Origin of the sequence: Flavobacterium chilense (assembly GCF_001602525.1) — a bacterium.
Taxonomy (GTDB): Bacteria; Bacteroidota; Bacteroidia; order Flavobacteriales; family Flavobacteriaceae; genus Flavobacterium; species Flavobacterium chilense.
The window spans coordinates 126791-149703 of the sequence record NZ_LSYT01000001.1 but is presented as its reverse complement, the minus strand read 5'-3'; the positions used below and the strand labels follow the sequence as shown (position 1 = coordinate 149703).

General features: G+C 36.4%; 15 protein-coding genes. 10 read left to right on the top strand and 5 right to left on the bottom strand.

From position 1 onward, the window contains the following. Positions 1-11: 11 nt before the first annotated feature. On the bottom strand, positions 12-878 hold the full coding sequence (locus A4F88_RS00480; protein WP_068840585.1) for an AraC family transcriptional regulator: 867 nt from the start codon (positions 876-878) through the stop codon (positions 12-14). A gap of 164 nt (positions 879-1042) precedes the next feature. Between A4F88_RS00480 and A4F88_RS00475 the strand changes: the two genes are divergently transcribed. The 8 genes from A4F88_RS00475 (at position 1043) to A4F88_RS00440 (ending at position 16527) form a co-directional block, all read left to right on the top strand. After that, positions 1043-1963, top strand: coding sequence for a dihydrodipicolinate synthase family protein (locus A4F88_RS00475; protein WP_068840584.1), 921 nt, complete (start codon positions 1043-1045; stop codon positions 1961-1963). Positions 1964-2114: 151 nt separating this feature from the next. Next, complete coding sequence (locus tag A4F88_RS00470) at positions 2115-3698, top strand: aldehyde dehydrogenase (NADP(+)) (protein ID WP_068840583.1); 1584 nt, start codon at positions 2115-2117, stop codon at positions 3696-3698. A 3-nt stretch (positions 3699-3701) separates the two neighbouring features. Beyond that, positions 3702-4712 (top strand): 4-hydroxyproline epimerase, encoded by a 1011-nt coding sequence (locus A4F88_RS00465; protein WP_068840582.1) that lies wholly within the window; start codon positions 3702-3704, stop codon positions 4710-4712. A gap of 79 nt (positions 4713-4791) precedes the next feature. Continuing rightward, entirely contained in the window at positions 4792-6027 is a 1236-nt protein-coding gene (locus A4F88_RS00460) for an NAD(P)/FAD-dependent oxidoreductase (protein ID WP_068840581.1), read from the top strand. Positions 6028-6031: 4 nt separating this feature from the next. Further along, positions 6032-7327: an aminopeptidase P family protein gene (locus A4F88_RS00455; RefSeq protein ID WP_068840580.1), complete on the top strand. Its 1296-nt coding sequence runs from the start codon at positions 6032-6034 to the stop codon at positions 7325-7327. A gap of 398 nt (positions 7328-7725) precedes the next feature. Next, entirely contained in the window at positions 7726-10920 is a 3195-nt protein-coding gene (locus tag A4F88_RS00450; RefSeq protein ID WP_068840579.1) for a SusC/RagA family TonB-linked outer membrane protein, read from the top strand. Positions 10921-10931: 11 nt separating this feature from the next. Beyond that, a complete protein-coding gene (locus A4F88_RS00445) occupies positions 10932-12389 on the top strand; it encodes a SusD/RagB family nutrient-binding outer membrane lipoprotein (RefSeq protein WP_068840578.1) in 1458 nt (485 codons plus the stop codon). A 283-nt stretch (positions 12390-12672) separates the two neighbouring features. Further along, positions 12673-16527, top strand: a complete 3855-nt coding sequence (locus tag A4F88_RS00440; protein WP_068840577.1) for a M43 family zinc metalloprotease — start codon at positions 12673-12675, stop codon at positions 16525-16527. 87 nt (positions 16528-16614) lie between these two features. Here the strand turns inward: A4F88_RS00440 and A4F88_RS00435 are convergent, their stop codons facing one another. From A4F88_RS00435 to lhpI, 3 genes are read right to left on the bottom strand one after another with little or no spacing between them, the layout of a single operon-like run. Beyond that, positions 16615-17826, bottom strand: coding sequence for a M24 family metallopeptidase (locus tag A4F88_RS00435; RefSeq protein ID WP_068840576.1), 1212 nt, complete (start codon positions 17824-17826; stop codon positions 16615-16617). 29 nt (positions 17827-17855) lie between these two features. After that, positions 17856-18923: a proline racemase family protein gene (locus A4F88_RS00430; RefSeq protein WP_068840575.1), complete on the bottom strand. Its 1068-nt coding sequence runs from the start codon at positions 18921-18923 to the stop codon at positions 17856-17858. After that, positions 18916-19890: a bifunctional Delta(1)-pyrroline-2-carboxylate/Delta(1)-piperideine-2-carboxylate reductase gene (gene lhpI, locus A4F88_RS00425; protein ID WP_068840574.1), complete on the bottom strand. Its 975-nt coding sequence runs from the start codon at positions 19888-19890 to the stop codon at positions 18916-18918. Before lhpI ends, A4F88_RS00430 begins: the two co-directional genes overlap by 8 nt. A 153-nt stretch (positions 19891-20043) precedes the next feature. Between lhpI and A4F88_RS00420 the strand changes: the two genes are divergently transcribed. Then, the gene (locus tag A4F88_RS00420; RefSeq protein WP_068840573.1) at positions 20044-21339 is read left to right on the top strand and encodes a S28 family serine protease; all 1296 of its coding nucleotides are present in this window, start codon (positions 20044-20046) and stop codon (positions 21337-21339) included. Positions 21340-21384: 45 nt separating this feature from the next. On the opposite strand, the gene A4F88_RS00415 is transcribed toward A4F88_RS00420, so the two are convergent. Next, positions 21385-21861 carry an Lrp/AsnC family transcriptional regulator gene (locus A4F88_RS00415; RefSeq protein WP_068840572.1) on the bottom strand — a complete coding sequence of 159 codons (477 nt, stop codon included), beginning with the start codon at positions 21859-21861 and terminating at the stop codon, positions 21385-21387. A 190-nt stretch (positions 21862-22051) separates the two neighbouring features. On the opposite strand from A4F88_RS00415, the gene A4F88_RS00410 reads away from it, so the two are divergent. Next, complete coding sequence (locus A4F88_RS00410) at positions 22052-22867, top strand: DUF1338 domain-containing protein (RefSeq protein WP_068840571.1); 816 nt, start codon at positions 22052-22054, stop codon at positions 22865-22867. The last annotated feature ends 46 nt before the right edge of the window (positions 22868-22913 follow it).

Below are 22913 nucleotides of genomic sequence, written 5' to 3'. Positions count from 1 at the left end.
ATTTTCGCTGATTATGCTTTCTGTTTCCATTTCAGCTTTTGCGACTTTCTATAAACCAAAGGAGACATACCTTTAATTTCCTTAAACTTTCTGTTGAAATTGGAAATATTATTAAACCCGCATAATTCTGAAACTTCCAAAACCGAAAGCTCCTGCGACTTCGATAATAACTTTGCTGCTCTTTCGATTCTGATCTCAATCAAAAACTGAAAAAAAGTCTTATTAGTCCTGATTTTAAAATATTTGCAAAAAGCATTCTTAGTCATATTAGACAGTTCTGCAATTTCATCAAGCGTAATATTCTTTTGAAAATTGGTCATCACATATTCAAAAACCGTTTGCATTCTTTTACCTTCATTATCAGTAATCTTTTTATCATAGATATAACTTGAAAGCGGTTTCTTTTTTCCCTGCGACAGTTTTTTAGTGATTTCAAGAAAAAGAAGGAAACGATTAAATTCATTTGCCGATTTAATTTTCTTAAATGATTTAATGACTCTTTTAGATGGATTGTTCACTACAAACCCATTTTTACTGCTTTCCCAAAAAGGCTGAATCTCTTTTAAGGCAGGCAATGAAAAGAAATCTTTACCAAACGAATTTGGTGTAAAGAAAAGCGTGAGCATAACAGACAATTCGCCTGTATTATGATCGCTCCTAAACACATGAGGCAAATTACCTCCTATAACGACAACATCTCCTTTTTGATAAGGAGAAATAGTATCACCAACAAAAATGGTCCCTTCTCCATTCTCGATATAGCTTATTTGTATCTCTTCGTGTTGGTGTAATTTATCATAAAAAACAAACTCAATATCTTCCTGATAAATTAATGAATCTTCTTTTGTTTTCGGAATTTTAAATGGAAATACTTTCATAATTAATACAATTACATGCTATAAATATAAAAAAATACACAGATATTAAGTGATTATTTTAAAAATTAAGACTAAAAAGGATAATATAGTATCTTTTTGTGATAACATCCCTAATTACATATCTGTGGGTTATAAATACTTTTGAAAAAATTAAAATAGTAATTATGAGTATTCAATGGAAAGGCGTTATGCCAGCAGTAACGACAAAATTTACTGCCGATGACAAATTAGACTTCAACATGTTTGAAGTAAACATAAAAGCACAGTTAGAAGCAGGTGTATCCGGAATAATTTTAGGAGGAACGCTTGGTGAAGCAAGCACATTATTACAGGACGAAAAAAAAGAATTAATTCAGGAAACCATCAAAATGGTTAACGGACAAGTTCCGGTAATTATGAATATAGCCGAGCAAACTACAAGAGCGGCAATTCTTGCTGCTAACGAAGCAGAGCAAAACGGAGCAAAAGGATTGATGCTTTTACCTCCTATGCGTTACAATGCTGCAAGCCATGAAACTGTTACTTACTTTTCTGAAGTTGCAAAAAATACATCACTTCCTATTATGATCTACAACAATCCGATAGATTATAAAATAGAAGTAACTTTAGATATGTTCGAAGAGATTTTGAAATTCGACAATATTCAGGCAGTAAAAGAATCTACAAGAGATATTTCTAATGTAACCCGAATGATCAATCGTTTCAAAGACAGACTAAAAATATTATCAGGTGTTGATACACTGGCATTAGAAAGTCTTTTTATGGGATCTGACGGATGGGTATCAGGTTTAGTAGATGCTTTCCCGGCAGAAACTGTTGCTATTTATAAACTGGCAAAAGCCGGAAGAGCTCAGGAAGCTTTAGATATTTACAGATGGTTCCTTCCACTTCTTGAATTAGATATTAATTCATTATTAGTACAAAATATAAAACTGGCTGAAACAGCAACAAAATTAGGAACCGAGCATGTGAGAGCACCAAGACTTCCGCTTCAGGGAGCAGAAAGAGAAAGGGTTCTGGCAATTATTGCCGAAGGATTGCGTACAAGACCTGTGCTTCCTGACTATAAGTCTATAGTGCTTTAAACTATACATCAACAAGAGATTTACTTTTTTTTTAGAAAGCTTTATCTGGTTATTTTAGTTTTTTGTTTTTGGGCTGGTTATTCAGATAATAACCAGCACACAAAAACAAACTTTTAGGAATCCGGATGACTTTAATTTTAAAATATAAAAAATGATTACAGGAAAAAATTATGTCGGAAGCCAGCTTTTGGCAAGTGGGACTAAAACCTATAAAACAATAGACCCACAGTTGAATATTGAAAATCCCTGGACATTTACTGAAGCATCTGCAGAAGAGATTGAACAAGCAGTACATCTGGCGCATGATGCATTCAAAATTTATAAAGACTTTCCGGCAGAAAGAAAAGCAGCTTTTTTGAATGCTATTGCTGATGAGATCTTAGCTTTAGGTGATGCTTTATTAGAAATATACTGTACTGAATCCGGTTTCTTAAGAGGCCGTGCAGAATCAGAAAGAGGCCGAACTATTTTTCAATTACGCTCATTCGCAAACATGCTTTTAGAAGGAAGCTGGGTCGAAGCCACAATCGACACTGCAATTCCTGACAGAGCACCGCTTCCAAAAGAAGATTTAAGAAAAATGCTGGTTCCGCTGGGACCTGTAGTCGTTTTTGGATCCAGTAACTTTCCGTTTGCTTTTTCTACAGCAGGAGGAGATACTGCTTCAGCTTTGGCTGCCGGATGTCCTGTTATTGTAAAAAGCCATTCTATGCATATTGGAACAGGCGAAATGGTAGCATCAGCTATAATTAGTGCTGCCAAAAAACACAATATGCCCGAAGGTGTTTTTTCTAATTTAATTGGCGGAGGTGTAACACTTGGAGCAGCTTTAGTCAAACATCCGCTTGTAAAAGCAGTTGGATTTACAGGAAGTATTAACGGAGGCCGTGCTTTATTTGATCTTGCGGCGCAACGTCCTGAACCTATTCCGGTATTTGCCGAAATGGGAAGCATTAATCCCGTAGTGATTCTACCGGAAGCAATCGAAAAAAACAGCAAAAAATGGGCTGCAGCTTATGCAGGTTCAATCACCTTAGGAACGGGGCAATTTTGTACTAATCCGGGATTACTTTTGGGCATGAAAGGAAAAAATCTGGATCAGTTTTTAAAAGAATTGGCTGAGCAAATTGAAAAAATAACACCATCCTGTATGCTGCACCCATCTATTAAAGCAGATTTTAATAACGGAAGAGAAAAAATCAGGTCTCAAAACGGAGTCACAACAATTGCTGAATACAAGGAAGAAACCGCTCCTAACTTTGCACCACAGATCCTATTAAGTGTTGAAGGCAAAACATTTTTAGAAAATAAAATCCTTAGTCACGAAGTTTTTGGTCCGTTTTCTATCATCGTTCAATGCGAAAATATAGATGAACTTACCACAATTATTAATAAATTAGACGGACAACTTACTGGAACTATCCTAGCAGAGCCAGACGAAATTTCAAAATATAATTCGGTTATTAATGCTTTACAAAACAGAGTGGGAAGACTCATTTTTAATGGGGTTCCTACAGGCGTCGAAGTTTGTGCTTCAATGCTGCATGGCGGCCCTTATCCTTCTTCATCCGATTCCAGATTTACAGCCGTTGGTATCCATGCCGTAAAGCGCTGGGTAAGACCTTTTAGCTATCAAAACTGGCCTGACGAGTTGTTGCCGGAAGCACTTCAGAATAAAAATCCTTTAAACATAAACAGAACCGTTAATGATATAATAACAAACAAACCTATATAATTTATGCCAAGAAAAACTTTTTTTTGTGTCGATGCACACACTTGTGGTAACCCTGTGAGGGTGGTTGCCGGTGGCGGACCAAATTTGGTTGGTAACAATATGAGCGAAAAACGTCAGCATTTTTTAAAAGAATATGACTGGATTCGCAAAGGATTAATGTTCGAACCAAGAGGTCACGATATGATGAGCGGCAGTATTCTTTATCCGCCTAGTAATCCTGATAATGATTTTGGTATTTTATTTATCGAAACATCAGGTTGTTTGCCTATGTGCGGTCACGGAACTATTGGAACCATAACCATAGCTGTTGAGGAAGGGCTGGTTATGCCAAAAGTACCCGGTAAAATAAGAATGGAGGCGCCCGCTGGTCTGGTTCAGATAGAATACCAGCAAACAGGGAAAAAAGTAGATTGGGTTCGTTTAACGAATGTCAAATCATATCTTGCTGCAGAAGGACTTACTATTGAATGTCCGGAACTGGGAGAAATAACTTTTGATGTCGCTTATGGCGGAAATTATTATGCTATAGTAGATCCGCAGCCTAACTTTTCGGGAATACAGGATTTTACAGCTGCCAAAATTGTTCAGTACAGTCAGGAAGTTCGCAAACGCATTAATGCAAAATATCCTGATATGTTTATCCATCCTGAAAACAGCACGATCAGAGATGTAAGTCATATGCTTTGGACAGGAGATTCACTCGATCCTGCATCATCAGGACGAAATGCCGTTTTTTACGGAGACAAAGCCATTGACCGTTCCCCTTGCGGAACAGGTACTTCTGCCCGATTAGCACAACTGCATGCAAAAGGCAAACTAAAAAAAGGAGAAAATTTTGTTCACGAAAGTTTTATTGGCAGCAAGTTTATAGGAAAAGTTGAAGAAGAAACCACAATTGGAAACATCAAAGCCATCGTACCAAGCATTCAGGGATGGGCAAAAGTATATGGCTACAATAATATCATTATTGATGAAGATGATGATCCGTACGCATTTGGTTTTCAGGTAATATAATAAAAACATAATCTCAAAATAAATCACTGGCATTACAGGAATTTTATTCTAGCCGGTGATTTTTAAATTTATAATTATAATGAAAAAAGTAAGTATTATTGGAGGAGGAATAATAGGACTATGTTCAGCATATTATCTGGCAAAAGAAGGTTATGAAGTAGCTGTTTTCGATAAATCGGATATGACAGATGGTTGTTCTTACGGCAATGCCGGAATGATAGTTCCGTCGCATATTATTCCTTTAGCGCAGCCCGGCATGATTGCGCAAGGAATAAAATGGATGTTTGACAGCCAGAGTCCGTTTTATGTTAAACCAAGACTGAGCGCCGATTTAGCAAAATGGGGATTGCAATTTTACAAACACGCCAACAAACAGCATGTCGAAAAAGCCATGCCGGCACTTTGTAACTTATCCCTTTTTAGTAAAGAATTATATCAGGATTTTATTAAAGAAAACAATGCCTTCTTTTATGAGAAGAAAGGACTTTTAATGCTTTATAAAACCGACAAAACAGCCGAGGAAATCTACCATGAAGGAAAACTGGCAGAGTCTTTTGGATTAGAAGTCGATTTTTTGTCAAAAGATGAAGTTACAAAACTGGAAACCGGAACCCGTACAGATGTTATTGGCGGTGTGCATTATAAAAGCGATGCGCATCTTTATCCTCAAAAATTCATGCAATTTATCAAAGCAGAATTAAACAGGTTGAATGTAAAAATTCATAATCGTACCCTGGTACAGGATTTCGCCCAACAAGGTCAGGTAATTACGGATGTAATTACAGATGTTGGGTGTTTTGAAACTGACGAAGTAGTTTTGGCAACCGGATCATGGAGTCCTGCTATTGCAAAAAAACTAAATTGTTCTATTTCAATTTTACCGGGAAAAGGATATAGTTTTACTTTACAGGATGTAAAACAAAAACCCTCTGTTCCGGCTATTTTATGTGAAGGAAAAGTAGCAGTTACCCCTATGAATACTGATATTCGTTTTGGCGGTACTATGGAAATAACCCATACAAACGACACTCAGATTAATGCTAACAGAGTACAGGGAATCGTAAACAGTATTAACAGTTTTTATCCGGACCTAAAAATCGAAATGCCAAAAGAAAAAGAAACCTGGTTTGGTTTCAGACCCTGCACTCCATCCGGAATGCCAATAATTGCCAGAGACAAAAAAATAAAAAACTTAACTTTGGCAACCGGACACGCCATGATGGGATTAAGTTTAGCGCCGGCAACAGGTAAGCTGGTTTCAGAAATTATTGCTGAGAAAACTACTTCTGTTAATACCGAAATGTTTCAATTTTAAATTTATGAGATACGAATCGATACCCTCGTCTTTATTCATCGAAAACAGAAAACGTTTTTCTGAAAAAATGGATTCAAACAGCATTGCCATTTTAGTTTCTAATGATGTAATGCCTAACAATGCAGATGATGTAATGGGATTTGCCCAGAACAATGATTTATTCTATTTGTCAGGAATTAATCAGGATGAGACTATTTTAGTGCTTTTTCCAAATGCTTACAAAGAGGAAAATCAGATTATATTATTTATAAAAGAAGTAAATGAGCACACTAAACTTTGGGATGGAGATTTTTTAACTAAAGAAGAAGCCAGAGCAATTTCGGGGATAAAAAACATCAAATGGACTCATGAATTCGAAAAGACATTACAGCTTTTTGCCTTTGAAGCCGATACACTTTATTTAGGTCACAACGAGCATATTAAAAGGGTAACAAATGAAATGATAACACGTCAGGATCGTATGATTCAATGGTGTAAAGAAAAATATCCATTGCATAAATACGAGAGAGCAGCCAAAATAACACGGGAACTAAGACCTGTAAAATCTGAAGAAGAGATCGCTTTGATAGAAAAAGCGACAGCCATTAGCATAAAAGGTTTCGAAAGACTTCTGAAAGCAGTAAAACCAAACATCAAAGAGTTTGAATTGGAAGCTGAATTAATTTATGAAGTTGTAAAAAACGGAGCTTCGCGTCATGCATTCAGGCCTATTATAGCATCCGGTAAAAATGCCTGTGCCTTACACTACAATACTAATGATGCGATTTGTAACGAAAACGATATGATTTTGGTTGATTTTGGAGTTTGTTATGCCAATTACAACTCTGATACAACAAGATGTGTTCCTGTAAACGGAACTTTTTCAGCCCGTCAGCGGGAAGTATATGCATCTGTTTTACATTGTTTAAAAGAAGGTTCTAAATTATTAAAACCCGGAGTACATCATAGTGATTATGAAAAGCAAATGGCTGGTTTGATCGAACAGGAATTAATCAAACTAAAATTACTGACTCCCGAAGCAATTGCCAGTCAGGATCCTGATTATCCTGCGTATAAAAAATATTTTATGCACGGTACAGCACATCATTTAGGGCTTGATGTTCACGATGTAGGATTGTATTCACGTCCTCTCGAAAAAGGAATGGTGCTTACCTGCGAACCGGGAATTTATATACCGGAAGAAGGAATTGGCTGCCGACTCGAAAACGATTATCTGATTACCGAAGACGGAAACAGAAATCTTTCTGAGGCATTACCTATAGAAATTGAAGATATAGAAAAATTAATGCAGCATAAATAATCCGGAATTCAACTTATTTCATAACAAAAATGAACAGCTACAAGAGCAATTTTGTAGCTGTTTTTTTTATCTCAAAATCTAAAAAACAAAGACATAAAATCACACATAAAAATGTAAAATCATAAAAATTCCAACATGCTTTTTTATACAAAAAACTGATTGCAAATAAGTTAGTTTAAATTCATTTTAAGACCTTGATTTACATTTATTAATTCACATGAAGTAATACACTCTAAAATCCTACAAATCATTAAGATAAATAAAAACTTATAAACTCAAACTTATACAATAAACAATACACAAAACAAGATAATATAATCTGATTTTATGATAATATATTGGCATAAAAAAAACCATAAATGCAAAATATTTGCAGTTATTAATCATAAAACCAAAATATGAGAATTAACGTTTATTTTAGAAAATTTGCAATACTCTTTTTTGTATTTGCAGCACAACTAATCTTTGCTCAGGAAAGAATAGTTACAGGAATTGTTACCGATGACGCAGGAATCCCGTTACCGGGCGTGAGTGTATTAATTAAAGGATCCAAAACAGGAACACAAACAGATTTTGACGGGGCTTTCTCTATCAATGCAGCTCCCAATCAATTTTTGGTACTTAGCTATATCGGGATGAAACCTCAGGAAGTGGCTGCTTCTTCTACTAAGCTTCAGATTAAAATGTCGGCAGGATCAACAGCACTTCAGGAAATTGTAGTAACTGCATTAGGTGTAAAAAGAGAGAAAAAATCTCTTGGTTATGCTACTCAGGAAGTAAAAGGTGAAGATTTAACCAAGGTGAATACCGGAAATGTCGCAAACTCAATTTCAGGTAAAGTAGCAGGTGTTAATATTAGAAGAAATAATAACATTGGCGGATCTACAAACGTAATCATACGCGGATCATCATCTTTAACAGGAAACAACCAGGCATTATGGGTTGTAGACGGAGTACCGTTAAACAATGACAATACCAATACTGCAGATCAGAAAAGTGGTGGAAACACAGGAGGATACGATTACGGAAATGCTGCATCAGACATAAACCCGGACGATATCGAATCGATCAACGTTTTAAAAGGTGCTGCTGCATCTGCCCTTTATGGATCAAGAGCTGCAAACGGTGTAATTCTGGTTACGCTTAAAAAAGGAACCAAATCTAAAAGCGGATTAGGCATTACTTTTACCAGTGGAATAAGCGTTGGAGTGGCTGACAAAAAAACATTACCGCAATACCAAAATGAATACGGAAGTGGTTATGGCGATTTTTATGGCACTGTAGATTTAGGCAGTGGTGTACATCCTTATGCAGCAACAGATGATGCCTCATGGGGACCAAGATACGATCCTAATTTATTGGTTTACAACTGGAGCTCATTCTATCCGGAATTACCTTCATACGGTATTGCAAAACCTTGGACTCCGGTAAAAAAGAATCCAAATAGTTTCTACCAAAAAAGCCTTACATATACCAACAATATTACGGCTTCTGCATCAAATGAAAATGGTGATTTTAGATTTGGTTATACCAATTACAATCAGGAACAGGGAATCCTTCCTAACAGCAGTAATAAAAAAGACAACTTTAACTTTTCTGCCAGTTACAAACTGAGCCCGAAAACAAAAGTTTCTGCTTCTGCAAACTACCTGAAAGCATACGCTAAAGGAATGAACGAAACCGGATATGGTGATGGTGGAAACAACTACCTCAGCAGTGTAAGACAATGGTATAATATGAGTGCCGATTTTCAGGATTTGGAAGATGCGTATAACTTAACAGGGAAAAATACAACCTGGAGCGTTGCAGGACCAACAGACTTAACAGTTCAGTTTCATGACAACCCATACTTTCAGCGTTACAACAATTACAACTCTTTAAACAGAGATCGTTTCTTTGGAAATTTTGCTTTAAGTACAGATGTAGCAAGCTGGTTAAATATCGTAGGAAAAGGATCTGTAGACTACTATACACAATTACAGGAAGAGCGTATTGCAGTAGGTTCAAAAAGAACATCCAATATGTTAGGACAGTATTCAAGATATGATAAAACATTTAGAGAAATCAACCTTGATTTAATGTTAAACTTTAAAACAGATATTACAGAAGACCTGAAATTCAACGGATTATTGGGAGCAAACTCAAGACGTTCTGGTAAAAACATAACATATTCTGCCACAAATGGCGGTTTAATTGTGCCAGGTAAATATATGCTGAGCAACACTATAGCGCCTATAAACTATCCTTCAGAATATGTAGAAACTATTGGAACTAACAGTGTTTATGCTAATGCAACTTTAAATTACAAAGAAAAGTTTTTCCTTGAAGGATCTTACAGAGTAGACCAGTCTTCTACCCTTCCTAAAAAGAACAACACCTATACATATCCGTCTATTACCGGAACTTACATCTTTAGTAGTGACCTAAAAGCCGATTGGCTCTCATTTGGAAAACTGCGTGTAAATTATGCTGATACAGGTAATGATGCAGAGTTTGCTGTAATCGAATCTACATTTAATAAAAACAGCAATTTTGGTCCTGACGGAATTCGTTTTTCTAACGAAAACAACAAAAGTAATTCTAATTTAAAAAGTGAGCTTACAAAAGGTTTTGAAGCGGGTATTGAGCTTAAATTCCTTAAAAACAGAGTAGGATTAGATTTCTCCTACTATAAAAGCAATACCACTAACCAGATTTTGTCTATCGAAACACCTGTACAAACTGGTTACAGCAGATCATGGATCAATGGCGGAAACGTTGAAAACAAAGGATTTGAGGTGGTATTAAACATTGTTCCAATTAAAACACAGGATTTTTCATGGGAAACAAAAATTAACTGGGCAACCAATAAAAACAAAGTAATTGATCTTAATGGTGCCGACAGACTTTCTATTGGATCATTTCAGGGTGTAGGGTATATTGCAGAAGTAGGAAAACCAATTGGTCAGCTTATTGGAAGAGGTTATCAGTATCTAAATGGTGAAAGAGTTGTAAAAAGCAACGGAAGATATGAAGTGGTTGCCGGAGCAACAATTGGAGACATCAATCCGGACTGGACAGGCGGTATTAATAACGTTTTTCGTTACAAAGATTTATCGTTTAACTTTTTAATTGACATCAAAAAAGGTGGTGACGTTTACTCTTTAGACCAGCAATATGGTAATACAACAGGTATTTATCAAAGTACAGTAGGAACAAACCATTTAGGAAATCCGGTAAGAAATTCAATCGCAGATGGTGGAGGAATCATTCTGGATGGTGTAAAAGCTGACGGAACACGCAATACTACAGTGATTCCTGCAGATTATAATACATACAATTCTATGCCTCAGGAAACTTATGTATATGACGCATCATACGTAAAACTGCGCGAAGTAGGTTTGAGCTATAAATTTCCATCAAAACTTTTAGCTAATACATTTATCAATAGCATGATCTTCACATTAAACGGAAGCAACTTATGGATTATTAGCAAGAATCTTCCATATGCAGATCCGGAAGCAGGATCATCATCAGGTAACCTTCAGGGTTTCCAGACAGGAGTATTACCTACAACAAAAGAGTACAACTTTAATATCAAAGTTCAATTCTAAAAACAAACAAAATGAAAAAATTCAAAACTATACTCCTTGCCGGAACACTATTAATTTCTGTAGTTTCCTGTGAAGACATCGACAAATTAAACGAAAACACAAAAGCATATACTACTGCTCTTCCGGGAAGTTTAATGACAAGTTCTCAGGTAAACTATGCTTATTTCCTGACCAATGCATCAGTTAATGATAATAATTTCAGAGGATATGCTCAATACTGGACAACCTCTACTTATACAGATGAAGTAAATTACAATCAGGTTAGACGAAATTTAGGCAACTCCCACTCTGTGATACTTTACAGAGATGTTTTGGAAGATCTTGTAATTGCAAAAAAGAAAATCACTGATGAGCAGGCACTCGGGTCAGTTGAAACGGCTGTAAAGAAAAACAGAATAGCCGTATTAGAAGTTCAGATTGTTATGGCTTACCAAACATTAGTAGATCTTTTTGGAGATATCGTTTACTCACAGGCTTTGGATATCACAAATTACCCAACTCCAAAATATGATGATGCTAAAACAGTTTATTTAGATCTTGCCAATCGTCTTGATGCTGCCATTGCAAATATGGATGGTAATTACGACAGTTTCGGATCAGCTGATCTAATCTACAAAGGAAATGTGGCACAATGGAAAAAATTAGCAAACAGTGTGAAGCTAAAATTAGGAATGCACCTTGCCGATGTTGATCCTGCTAAAGCAAAAGCCATGGTAGAATCTGCTTACAGTTCAGGAATTATTGCCAGTAATGGAGATAATGCTTTGTTTCAATATTACAAAACAGCAGTAGACGAAAACCCTTTGTATAACACTCTCGTTAATGAAAGTCAAATTATGCCAACAGCGTTTTTTGTAAATGAATTAAACGGGAAATCAGATCCAAGACGTGATATCTTTTTTAATCCTGCTTCAAAAATTGCAGGCGAATACAAAGGAGCACCTTATGCACAGCAGGTTACCTATAAAAACTTTTCGAATGTAGGATTAAAATTAAGAGAAAGAACAAATCCGGGGGTAATCTTTGATCATACAGAAACCAGCTTCTTACTCGCAGATGCAGCCAACAGAGGTTTTAATGTAGGCGGTACAGCGGCACAGTATTATGAAGAAGGTATTCGTTCCAGCATGAGTTATTGGGGAGTTTCAAGTGCAGATACAGAAACTTACTTAGCCAGAACAGATGTTGCTTTTGCAACTGCTGCTGGAACAGACAAGCAAAAAATTGCCTACCAGCTATGGATTGCTTATTACAACCGTGGTTTTGAAGGCTGGACAGAATACAGAAGATTAGATTATCCGGTTCTGGTAGCACCTGTAACTGCTGTTTCTGAAGCCGAAGGTAAAGTTCCGGTTAGAAACATTTACTCTTTATTTGATGCTACTTTAAACAAAGAGAATTACAATGCAGCTGCAACAGCAATTGGTGGTGATAAAATGACAACAAAATTATTCTGGGATAAATTTTAATTTGAATTAGTAAACATTTTAATATCTCATTGAATTTAGACAGACACTCATAAAGTGTCTGTCTTTTTTTTGCCGTCAAAAAAATTAGAAGTGGCGTATTCTGTGGGCTTGCGCATAAAAAACAGACTTATTATAATATCAAAATATTACCAAAATAAAAACACATAATATAATTTTAAAGTTAATTTATAGATAATTTCCTATCAATACAGAATAAAATAGTATAACTATTTAATTTGAGATAAAAATACCTTTGGCTCCAACTAAACAAATACCTAAAATTATGAAAACAAAATTATTACTATTTTTGGCATTCATCTTTGTACTAAAAGTGAGTGCCCAGGGACTTCCCTGCCGGACGACCGAAGAGAACGAAAAAATGTATAAAGCAAATCCCCATGCTTTAAAAGAAAAAAAAGATTTTGATGTATTTAGCAAAAACTTCAGCGCATCAAGAAAATCAAAAACAGGAAAGGCTCTCGAAACCTCCTACATTATTCCTGTCGTATTTCACATTTATGGTGACATTCAAAGTGGAAAAACCATTACCTATCAAAAAATTGTAAACCATCTTCAACAACTTAATGACGATTTTAACGGCCGGAATGCCGATTTTCAAACCGTTGATCCGTTTTTTCAGGCCCGGAGAGGTACTTTAAAAATTGAATTTAAGCTGGCTAAAATCGACCCAAATGGCGGCTGTACTTCAGGAGTGGTATTTCATCCTGCCAAAAATGGTTACGGAAATGGCGGCGGTTACGATGATCAGATTGCAGCCGATGCCTGGGACAACACCAAATACATGAATGTTTACATTCAAAACGACTTATATGCTGACGGCACTTTAAACAACTCTGGCGTAGCCTGGTATCCTGATTCGGGAATGACTGCCAGTAATACGGCCAGAGTTGTTTTTAATGGAGCCTATCTTTATGACAACTCCTACAGCAAAGAATTTTCGGCTACACTAACTCATGAGTTCGGACATTTCCTGAATTTGATTCATACTTTTGAAGGAGGCTGTACAGGTACTGATGAAGTAGATGATACGCCTCTCGAAGACGGTAAACATACTTTGGCCTGTACTCAGGGAACCAACTGTAACGGAGACAGAGTAAACAACGAAAATTATATGGGGTACAATGGCGCTCAGGGTTGCTATAAAATGTATACTCAGGGGCAAATTGACCGAATGCTTGCGGCACTGGAACATCCTGCAAGAAAATCACTCTGGCAGGCAAGTAATTTAATTGCTACCGGAGTAAATACGACAGGAGGTTTACTTACTGTAAATTCAAGTTCATTTAAAGAAGCTGTTTCTAACGATGGTGCTTTTGACACGGCATCGATAGTTACCTTAACAGACAAAACATTTGCGCTCTCCTCCGGAACAATGGTTTCAGGTACACAGTTCACCCACACTTTTCCCGCAGGGATTACACCTGTACTAACCGTTAATTCTAATTCGCAATTAACAATCACCCTGACAGGAAAAGCAACAAACCACCTTACAACCAACAATACAAAAGGAGCCATTACATTTTTACCTGCTGCTTTTACCGGTGGAACTGCAAACCTGACTTGTACAAGTTTAAACTATGACTTTAAATTTGTAGATCCATACGGAATTTACTTTGTTGATATGCCAGACGCAACCGCTTCGGCATCTGTGAACTGGAAAGCCTTTAAAATAGACAAAGGAGATGATCCTGCTTTTGGTGCATGGCGCTATGCTGCCAATGCATTAAAAATAGAAACCTATGCCAAAAAATTAGTTTGTGAAACAGGAACGAGAAACATCTCATTGCTTGCTGCAAATTCACCTGTAGGTGCCACAAGCAATTTTACAGCTCCGGGAGCATATCCAAATCAACTCGATTTACGAACCTCATCTTATACAAACTGGGATGGAAAAACAGGATATGTAGGTTTTGATTTTCTTATTGACGGACTTACTTGTTATGGCTGGTTTAAAGTAACGGTGAATGCAAACGGAGATGGTTTCAGCATTACCGAGTATGCTTACAACACACAACCCGGAGCAACTATTTATACCGGAATGTCTCCAAAAACTGCTGTAGTAGTTTCTACCGATCTTTTGTATGAATCTGATACTAATGATGGAGCAATCACTTCAAATGCAGTAATTTCATTATCAACCAATAATGGCACTTTTACTAAAAGCAGTGGTACTTTTACTCCAAATACAGATTATACCATTACAGGTGTTCCTGCAGGTTTAACAGCAGTTCTTACCCTTCAGAGCAATTCGAAAGCAGCACTTACTTTTACCGGAAAAGCAAGTTCGCATTTGCCTGCTAACAATGCTGCCGTAATTGTAACTTTTAAAGATGCTGCCATAACAGGCGGAATCGCAACATTAGACAATCCTGCAAAAACAATAAATATAAAATTCGATGCGCCATACGGCATCTTTTATGTAAACAATCCTGATTATACGGTATCGGCAGCAGCTGTATGGCAGTATTTTAATTTGGGAATTGGAGACAACACTGAATACGGAGCATGGCAATATGCAGCAAATGCTTTAAAAATAGAAACTTATGACAAAAGACTGGTAACAGAAAGCGGTACAAGAAATATTACCAAAATCGCAGCCGGAACTTCTATTGGGGCGACAAGTAATTTTACAGCACCCGGAGCATATCCAAACCAGTTAGATTTACGTACAGCAACTTACACTGCCTGGGACAATCAGACAGCTTACGTAGGTTTTGAATATGCAAGCCGTGGAAGAACCTGCTACGGATGGTTTAAGGTAAAAGTAACAGCTAGCGGAGATGGTTATTCTGTTTTAGAATATGCTTACAACACACAGCCTAATCAGCCAATCATTGCCGGAGCAACAGGCGGAACAACAGTTGCCGCTCCAACAAATCTGGTAGCTACTGCCAATTCGGCTACACTACAGGCTGTTTTAACCTGGACAGACAATGCAACCAATGAAACAGGATATACAGTAGAAAGAGCTTCTGCAGATGGTATATACAGCAGCATTGCAACATTAGGAGCCAATGTAGTTACCTATACCAATACAGGACTAACAGCCGGAAATACTTATACTTACAGAGTAAAAGCCAATGCCAACGCTGTTTCTTCTGACTATTCGAATGTAGCAACAGCAGTTATTACAGCAACATCTGTTTATTGCACTGCTCAGGGAACAAATACTTACGAATATATTAAAGATGTAGTAATTGGATCTTTTACAAGTACATCCGGAGCTGATGCTTCTGGTTATGGAAACTATACAGCTAAAAACATAACCCTAACTCCTAATACAAGTGTATCTGTTAGCCTGACTCCTGGTTTCGCCAGTTCTAATTATACTGAAACATGGGGTATCTGGATTGATTACAACAAAAACAATACTTTTGAAGCTTCTGAAAAAGTAATCAACGGAATTTCGGCAAACGGAACTGCTACAGGCAATTTTACAGTAGCAAGTGCAACCGGAACAACCAGAATGCGTATTGTGATGAAATACAATGCAAACCCTGCATCTGCCTGCGGAAGTATTGGCGATGGAGAAGTTGAGGATTACACGGTAACTTTTGGAAATTCAAATCCAAATCCGGTAACTCTGGCAACACCTGCAAACATTGGGAATTCAGGAGTTTATTCTTCAGGGTTCTATGCTTCCTGGACAGAGGTTACCAATGCAACAAGCTACGAAGTGCAATTGTATAAAGCTGCAACAGGATGGGCAACAACCGGAACATCAAATACATATTATTTATGGATTCCAAAACAAGGCACTGAAACCGCTTACAGATTTAGAGTGAGAGCGGTAAATACTGCCGGAACCAGTGACTGGAGTAATTATCTGGACATCAACCTTACCTCTTCACTTTCCGGACCGGAAGCTCATGAGATACTAACCGGTAAAAAATCATTCTCTATGTTCCCGAATCCTGCGACAGAAGTGGTGAATTTTACTTTCGAAAATGTTAATATAGCCACTGCCGTACTTACTATTTACAATAATAGCGGCGACGTAATCGATACTGTTCGTAATACCTCTACATATACATTTAGAAATTTACCAACAGGAATTTACCATGTAATCCTTACAGATGGTACTTTTAAACAAAGTAAAAAATTGTTAGTGAAATAAGATTATAATAGTTATTACAAATGCAAAAACCCGCTGAAAGATATTCTTACAGCGGGTTTTCTTATTTTATGAATTTACCTTTTTAAATCAATATCCAAAAGGATTCTCCACACTTGCCATTGGCGTTGTAAACCATTTTGGACCATCAGCAGTCATATAGAAATGATCTTCATGACGAATACCAAATTTCCCCGGAATACAAATCATAGGTTCATTACTCACAACCATTCCTTCGCGAAGTTCAATTTCGCTTCCTCTAACCAAATATGGATACTCATGAATATCCAGACCTGTTCCGTGCCCTACTCTGTGTGGTAATCCAGGCAATTCATAATCTGAACCCAAACCTGCTTCTGCCAGTGTTTTTCTCGCAGCATCATCAACAGAACCACAGGTTGCTCCTATTTTAGCCGCTTCAAAAGCGGCAAACTGAGTTGCCTGTTCCAGATTCCAAATCTTTTTATAGTCTTCTGATGGAGTCCCGTAAGCATAAGATCTTGTAATATCAGAAAGATATCCTTCAAGTCTGCAGCCGGTATCGATAATAACAGCTCCGTTTTCTTTTAAATCCTGAGGAACAGAAACACCATGCGGATATTGTGTATCATCAGCAAACAAAACAATACAAAAATAAGAACCTGAGGCAATACCTGCTTTTATATGAGCTTCCTGTATAAACTTTGTCACTTCGGCTGCGGTAATTCCTGGTCTTAATATTTTAGCGGCAACACGCTGTACCACCATTGTAATATCTTTTGCTCTCTGGATAATAGCAATTTCATTGACTGATTTTTTCATACGACAGGCTGACGTAACTGGTAGTGCATTTACAATCGTATATGATGGATTTGCTTTGACCACACCATCAACCAGAAAATAAGGCGCAGATTCGTCTATAGCAATCTCACCGTTTACAATATTCTTATTCTTTAATAATTCCCCCATTAAAACATAAGGAGATTCATGCTCTTCCCAGCAATTGATTTTTCCGTTTAACTGCATGTATTTTTTAAAAGTACCTTCTTCAAATTTTGGTACAATATAATCCAGTGTTCCGTCATCATATAACAAAGCACCTACCATTCTTTCAGACGGATTCCATTTGGTACCCGTAAAATAATAAAGATTTGTGCCCGCATTAATATACAATGCTTTAAACTTACTTTCTTTTATAAAAGCAGTTGCCTTTTTTAATCGTTCTGAATATTCTTCCGGCTGAATTGGTTTTACATCCAGCGTCATATCTTTAATTTTTTCTAGCTCAACGGCAGCAGTTGAGCCTCCTATTCCAATTGTCATTTTTATATTTTTTTTATTGATGTGATTTATTATCTAAGGATAAAACCTTCTTTTAGCGGATCATTTGGATCTATTATGAACGTATTTATTCCAGTTACATAAGCTGTTCCTTCAACCTGAGGAATTACCGCTTTAAAAGAACCAAAATCTTCTTCTTTTGCAAGTGAACCTGTAAAAGTACTTCCTATTATACTTTCTATTGTAATAAAGTCGTTAAAATTTATGGCATTTCGGGCTTTTTCAATAGCAATTCTGCCCGAAACTCCTGAACCTGTGGGAGAACGATCTACTTCTCCATCAGCAAAAACACAAACATTTCTGCTGTGATTAGCAATATCCTGTGGCTCATCAATAAAAATAGTTCCGTACAAAAAGCTCAGATCTTCTTCAAACGGATGCAGAATTTCCTGATCCTGATCCATTACAGCATGTTTTATAGCAACACCATGCTGAATAATCGTACGATAATTTTCTTCGGTTAATCCAAAATTCAAATGTTTATTTTTTCTTAAATCAACATAAGCATAAAAAGCTCCGCCATAAGCCAGATCATAAACAATATCGCCTATACCTGAAACCTGTACCACACGATCTAAACCCACTACAAAACTCGGTACACAATGGAACCTTACTCCTGTCACTTCGCCATTTTGAACAGTAACATAAGATAAAATTCTGCCGCACGGAGCATCAATCTTTAATTCATTCTCTCCTTCTTTTACAGCTATCCAGTTCATCTTTGCTGCCAAAGTACTTATGGCAATAATCGCATGACCACACATACTGCTGTATCCTTCGTTATGCATAAAAAGAATACCAAAATCAGCAGTATCATCGTTTGGCGGAAGCAATATACAACCATACATATCTGCATGACCACGGGGTTCAAAGATCAGCGAAGTTCTAAGATAATCGTAGTTTTCTTTAATATCCCTGCGGTATTCTAAAATAGAATTTCCTTTAAGCTCCGGAAATCCTGAAACGATCACACGCAGAGGTTCTCCTCCGGTGTGCATATCAATTGTTTTTATGGCGACCCTATCGGCACCAATTGTATAGTCAGTATGAGTGCAGATATTGTGATACGTTTTAGACATTATTTTTGTTTTTTAAATTATACTCCTCATAAAAATATCCTGCCGCTATAAGATCTTCTATGGCATGCCCTACTGATTTAAAAAAGGTGATTTCTTCATCAGATGTTCTTCCGGTTTTCTTATTGCTGCATAGTTCAAATAAATCTGCCCTGATATCTTCTCTTGTAATTACTCCATTGGTTAGCGGAATCAAAATATCACCGCTTTCTTTTAATCCGCCCTGATACGTATCCAGAAAAACTGCCGATTTTAAGATGGCTTCATCATCAGCCTCACGCATATCTTTTTTATAAGCACCAACCAGATCTAAATGCTGTCCGGGTTTAAGCCATTTACCAAACACAATCGGGACAGGTGATAAAGTAGCCGATGAAATAATATCAACTTCAGATATTACTTCTTCTATAGTTGAAACTGCTGTACAGCTAAATACCGAATTACGAAGTTCATTGCACACCAATTGTGCCTTTTCTAAGGTTCTTCCCCAAACATATACTCTTTTAACAGGTCTTACACTTGCATGCGCCTGAATCAGATTTACGGCAAGTGCTCCTGTTCCTATCATTAGCATTGAAGAAGCGTCAGTTCGTGAAAGGTAACTGCTGGCTAATGCAGATGTTGCTGCGGTTCTTTTTCCGGTTAGCGATTTTGCATCAAGAATCGCCTTGATGTTTCCTTTATGACCATCAAGATAAATATAAGTTCCTTGTATAGAAGGCAGATCATATTTGCCATTGTTAGGACTAACAGTGACGATTTTTACCCCCAGATCTTTACCGGATTGAAAAGCCGGCATTAACAGCAAAGTAGAATCTTTGTTTTCTGCCGGATTAGGATAATCATGATGATGGCGTAAAGGGACTTGAATTGACGAAGTCGAAAATCCTTCGCGAAGTCTTTCTATAAGTTCATTGAAATTGCATTTTTCTTCAATGAAATTATCTGAAATAAGCTGAATAGGTTCCATGTATTTGATTGAAATTTTATTAAAAATAGAAGATTATTTTATCATAACACTATTTCAGCAAGAACCAGATAACATAAGACAAGTTAAGGTTAATATAGTACAAATTGATTAAGCATTAAGAACATATTTTTATAAAAAAACAATATCAAAATAATGAAAAAATTACAACACATTGCATTAGTCCTGACTGCGACATTTACATTTCTGACGGGTTTTGCCCAAACTGAAACAGCAATTAAAACCAGTCTGGAAAGTAAATTAGCGCAATTATTTCCCGGCGCAGAAATTACCAAAATGAAAGACCTTGAAGATTTTACAGAATCTTATCAATTAGTTCTAAATGAACCTCTGGATCATAATAATCCTAAAAAGGGGACTTTTAAGCATTATATCTATTTATCGCATCTGGATTTTAAAAAGCCCATGATTATCGAAACAGAAGGCTATGCTGCCCGATACAAAAAAACAGAATTGAGCAGCTTGTTGCATGCCAATCAGGTTATTGTAGAATACCGTTTTTACGGAAAATCCAGACCTAATCCCATTCAATGGCAGTATTTAACCAATGACCAGGCAATTGCCGATTATCATGACATTGTTACAAAACTGAAACAATTGTATACCGGAAAATGGATTTCGACAGGAATTAGCAAAGGCGGAGAAACAACCTTAATTTATAAATCTAAATATCCAAATGATATTGATGTTGCAGTTCCTTATGTGGCACCCTTAATAAACACACAGGAGGATCCAAGAATAGAACAGCACCTGGCAACTGTAGGAACTTCAGAATGCCGAAAAAAGATAATTGAATTTCAACGTACTTTACTGCAAAACAGAGCAAGTTTAATCAATGAAATTAAGGCTTACGCCGAAAAGGAAAAAATGACTTTTACAGAAGTATCTTTTGATGAAGCATTAGAATATGGTACACTCGAATTTCCTTTTTCTTTCTGGCAATGGGGAGGCAAATGCGAAGATATTCCGACTACTACAGCATCTCCAAAAGTACTATTTGATTATATGAACAAAATTGTAGGCATTGGTTATTATGATGATAAAAACTATTACGACCTGCTGCCATCTTATTATCAGCACATGAGTGAATTAGGTTATTATGGTTTTGATTTTACACCCGTAAAAGATTTGTTGACAACAGTAAAAAGCACTTCAAACAATCGATTTGCGCCAAAAGATGTACAAATACCATACAACCCTAAATACATCAAAAAAGTCAGGGATTATGTCGAGAATAACGGTTCAAAAATACTATATGTTTACGGAGGTTATGACACATGGGTATCTTGTTCGCCAACACCAAAGTCAAATCTTGATGCCTTAAAAATGGTTTTACCCGGAGGCAGCCATGCGACCAGAATAAAAAACTTTCCGGAGCAGGATCAGGAAAAAGCAATAAAACTGCTTAACAGGTGGCTGGGTACAAACTAATTTGAGGATATTGAACTAAAAAAACCGAGAATATTATAAATATTTTTATTTGTAAACCGGGAGATTTTTTTCAAATGCAGCACCAAATGAAAAGAATGAATCGGTGCTGCCAACTCCCTCAATCTGATGAATTTGTTCATAGAGCACTTTACGAAGCTCCTCATTATTAGAAGAAACAATTTTAATAAATAAGGCATATTTTCCGGAAACCCAATGGCATTCGATCACTTCAGGAATTTCTTTAAGTTTTTCGGCTATTGAATAAGAATAATGTGCCTCTTTAGTCACAATACCGGTATAAGTAATGGTTTCAAAACCCATTTCTTTAGCATTGAGTTCTACCGAAAAACCTGTGATTATTCCGGCTTCCGTTAGTTTTCGTACACGCAAATGTACCAATGAGTTAGATATGTTTAACTCTTTGGCAAGATCAGAAAAAGGTATTCTCCCGTTCTCGCTTAGTTTTTGTATAATTTCTTTATCTAAATAATCAATATTTTCATTCTTTCTGATGGTTGCCATAACTCATGTTGGTTTAAAGATTCTACTATTTTGACAATTCTAATCTTAAAATTTGGTTTTAAAGTGTCAAAATTACAAAAAAAAATACAAGTTATGTCTAATTATAAATAATCGTACCTATACTGTGTTATTATAACACTTTTATAGATAGATTTGTGTCATAATCACACTATTTTAACAAAACAACAAAATGAATAAAGATCAACTACTTACGAAGTTATGGGAGCAATATGCAGCGATTACCCCATCTGCCCAAAAAATACATGAATTGCTTGAAAACAGAGGTGAAGAAATTAAGAATGACCATATTGCAATTCGTACTTTCAATGATAAGCGCGTTAACATTACTGTTTTAGAAAAACCATTTTTAAATGTAGGTTATGTAGAAAAAGGCGAATATCATTTTGACACCAAAAAACTATACGCAAAGCATTATGAGCACTCAACTGATAAAGATGCCCCAAGAATCTTTATCTCTGAATTAGAATTAGAAAAATGCTCCGCTGAATTGCAGGAAACGGTTCAGAACATCTTGAACAGTTGTGATCAAAATGTATTTAATGATCCTGAGCTGGTTTTAAACGGTTCTGTCTGGAAAGGAAACTCACAAGCCATTTACAAATCATTATTAAACGAATCTGAATATGCTGCCTGGATGTATGTTTACGGTTTCAGAGCCAATCACTTTACCATAAATACCAATGCATTAAAAGAGTTTAAAACACTTGAAGAGTTAAATAACTTTTTAGAAGAAAGCGGATGGAAATTAAACGCATCCGGAGGAAAAATTAAAGGAACACCGGAACAATTACTGGAACAATCAAGTACACTGGCTGATTTATATACTATAGATTTTGAAGAAGGATCTCTGGAAATCCCATCCTGTTATTATGAATTTGCCCTTCGATACCCAATGGCAAACGGAGCGTTATATCAGGGATTTGTAGCTTCCTCTGCCGATAAAATATTTGAAAGTACAGATGTAAAACTACAAGAAGCAAAATAATAAAATCAACTTTTGATAAAAGCTGAATAACACATTAAAAAAAGTT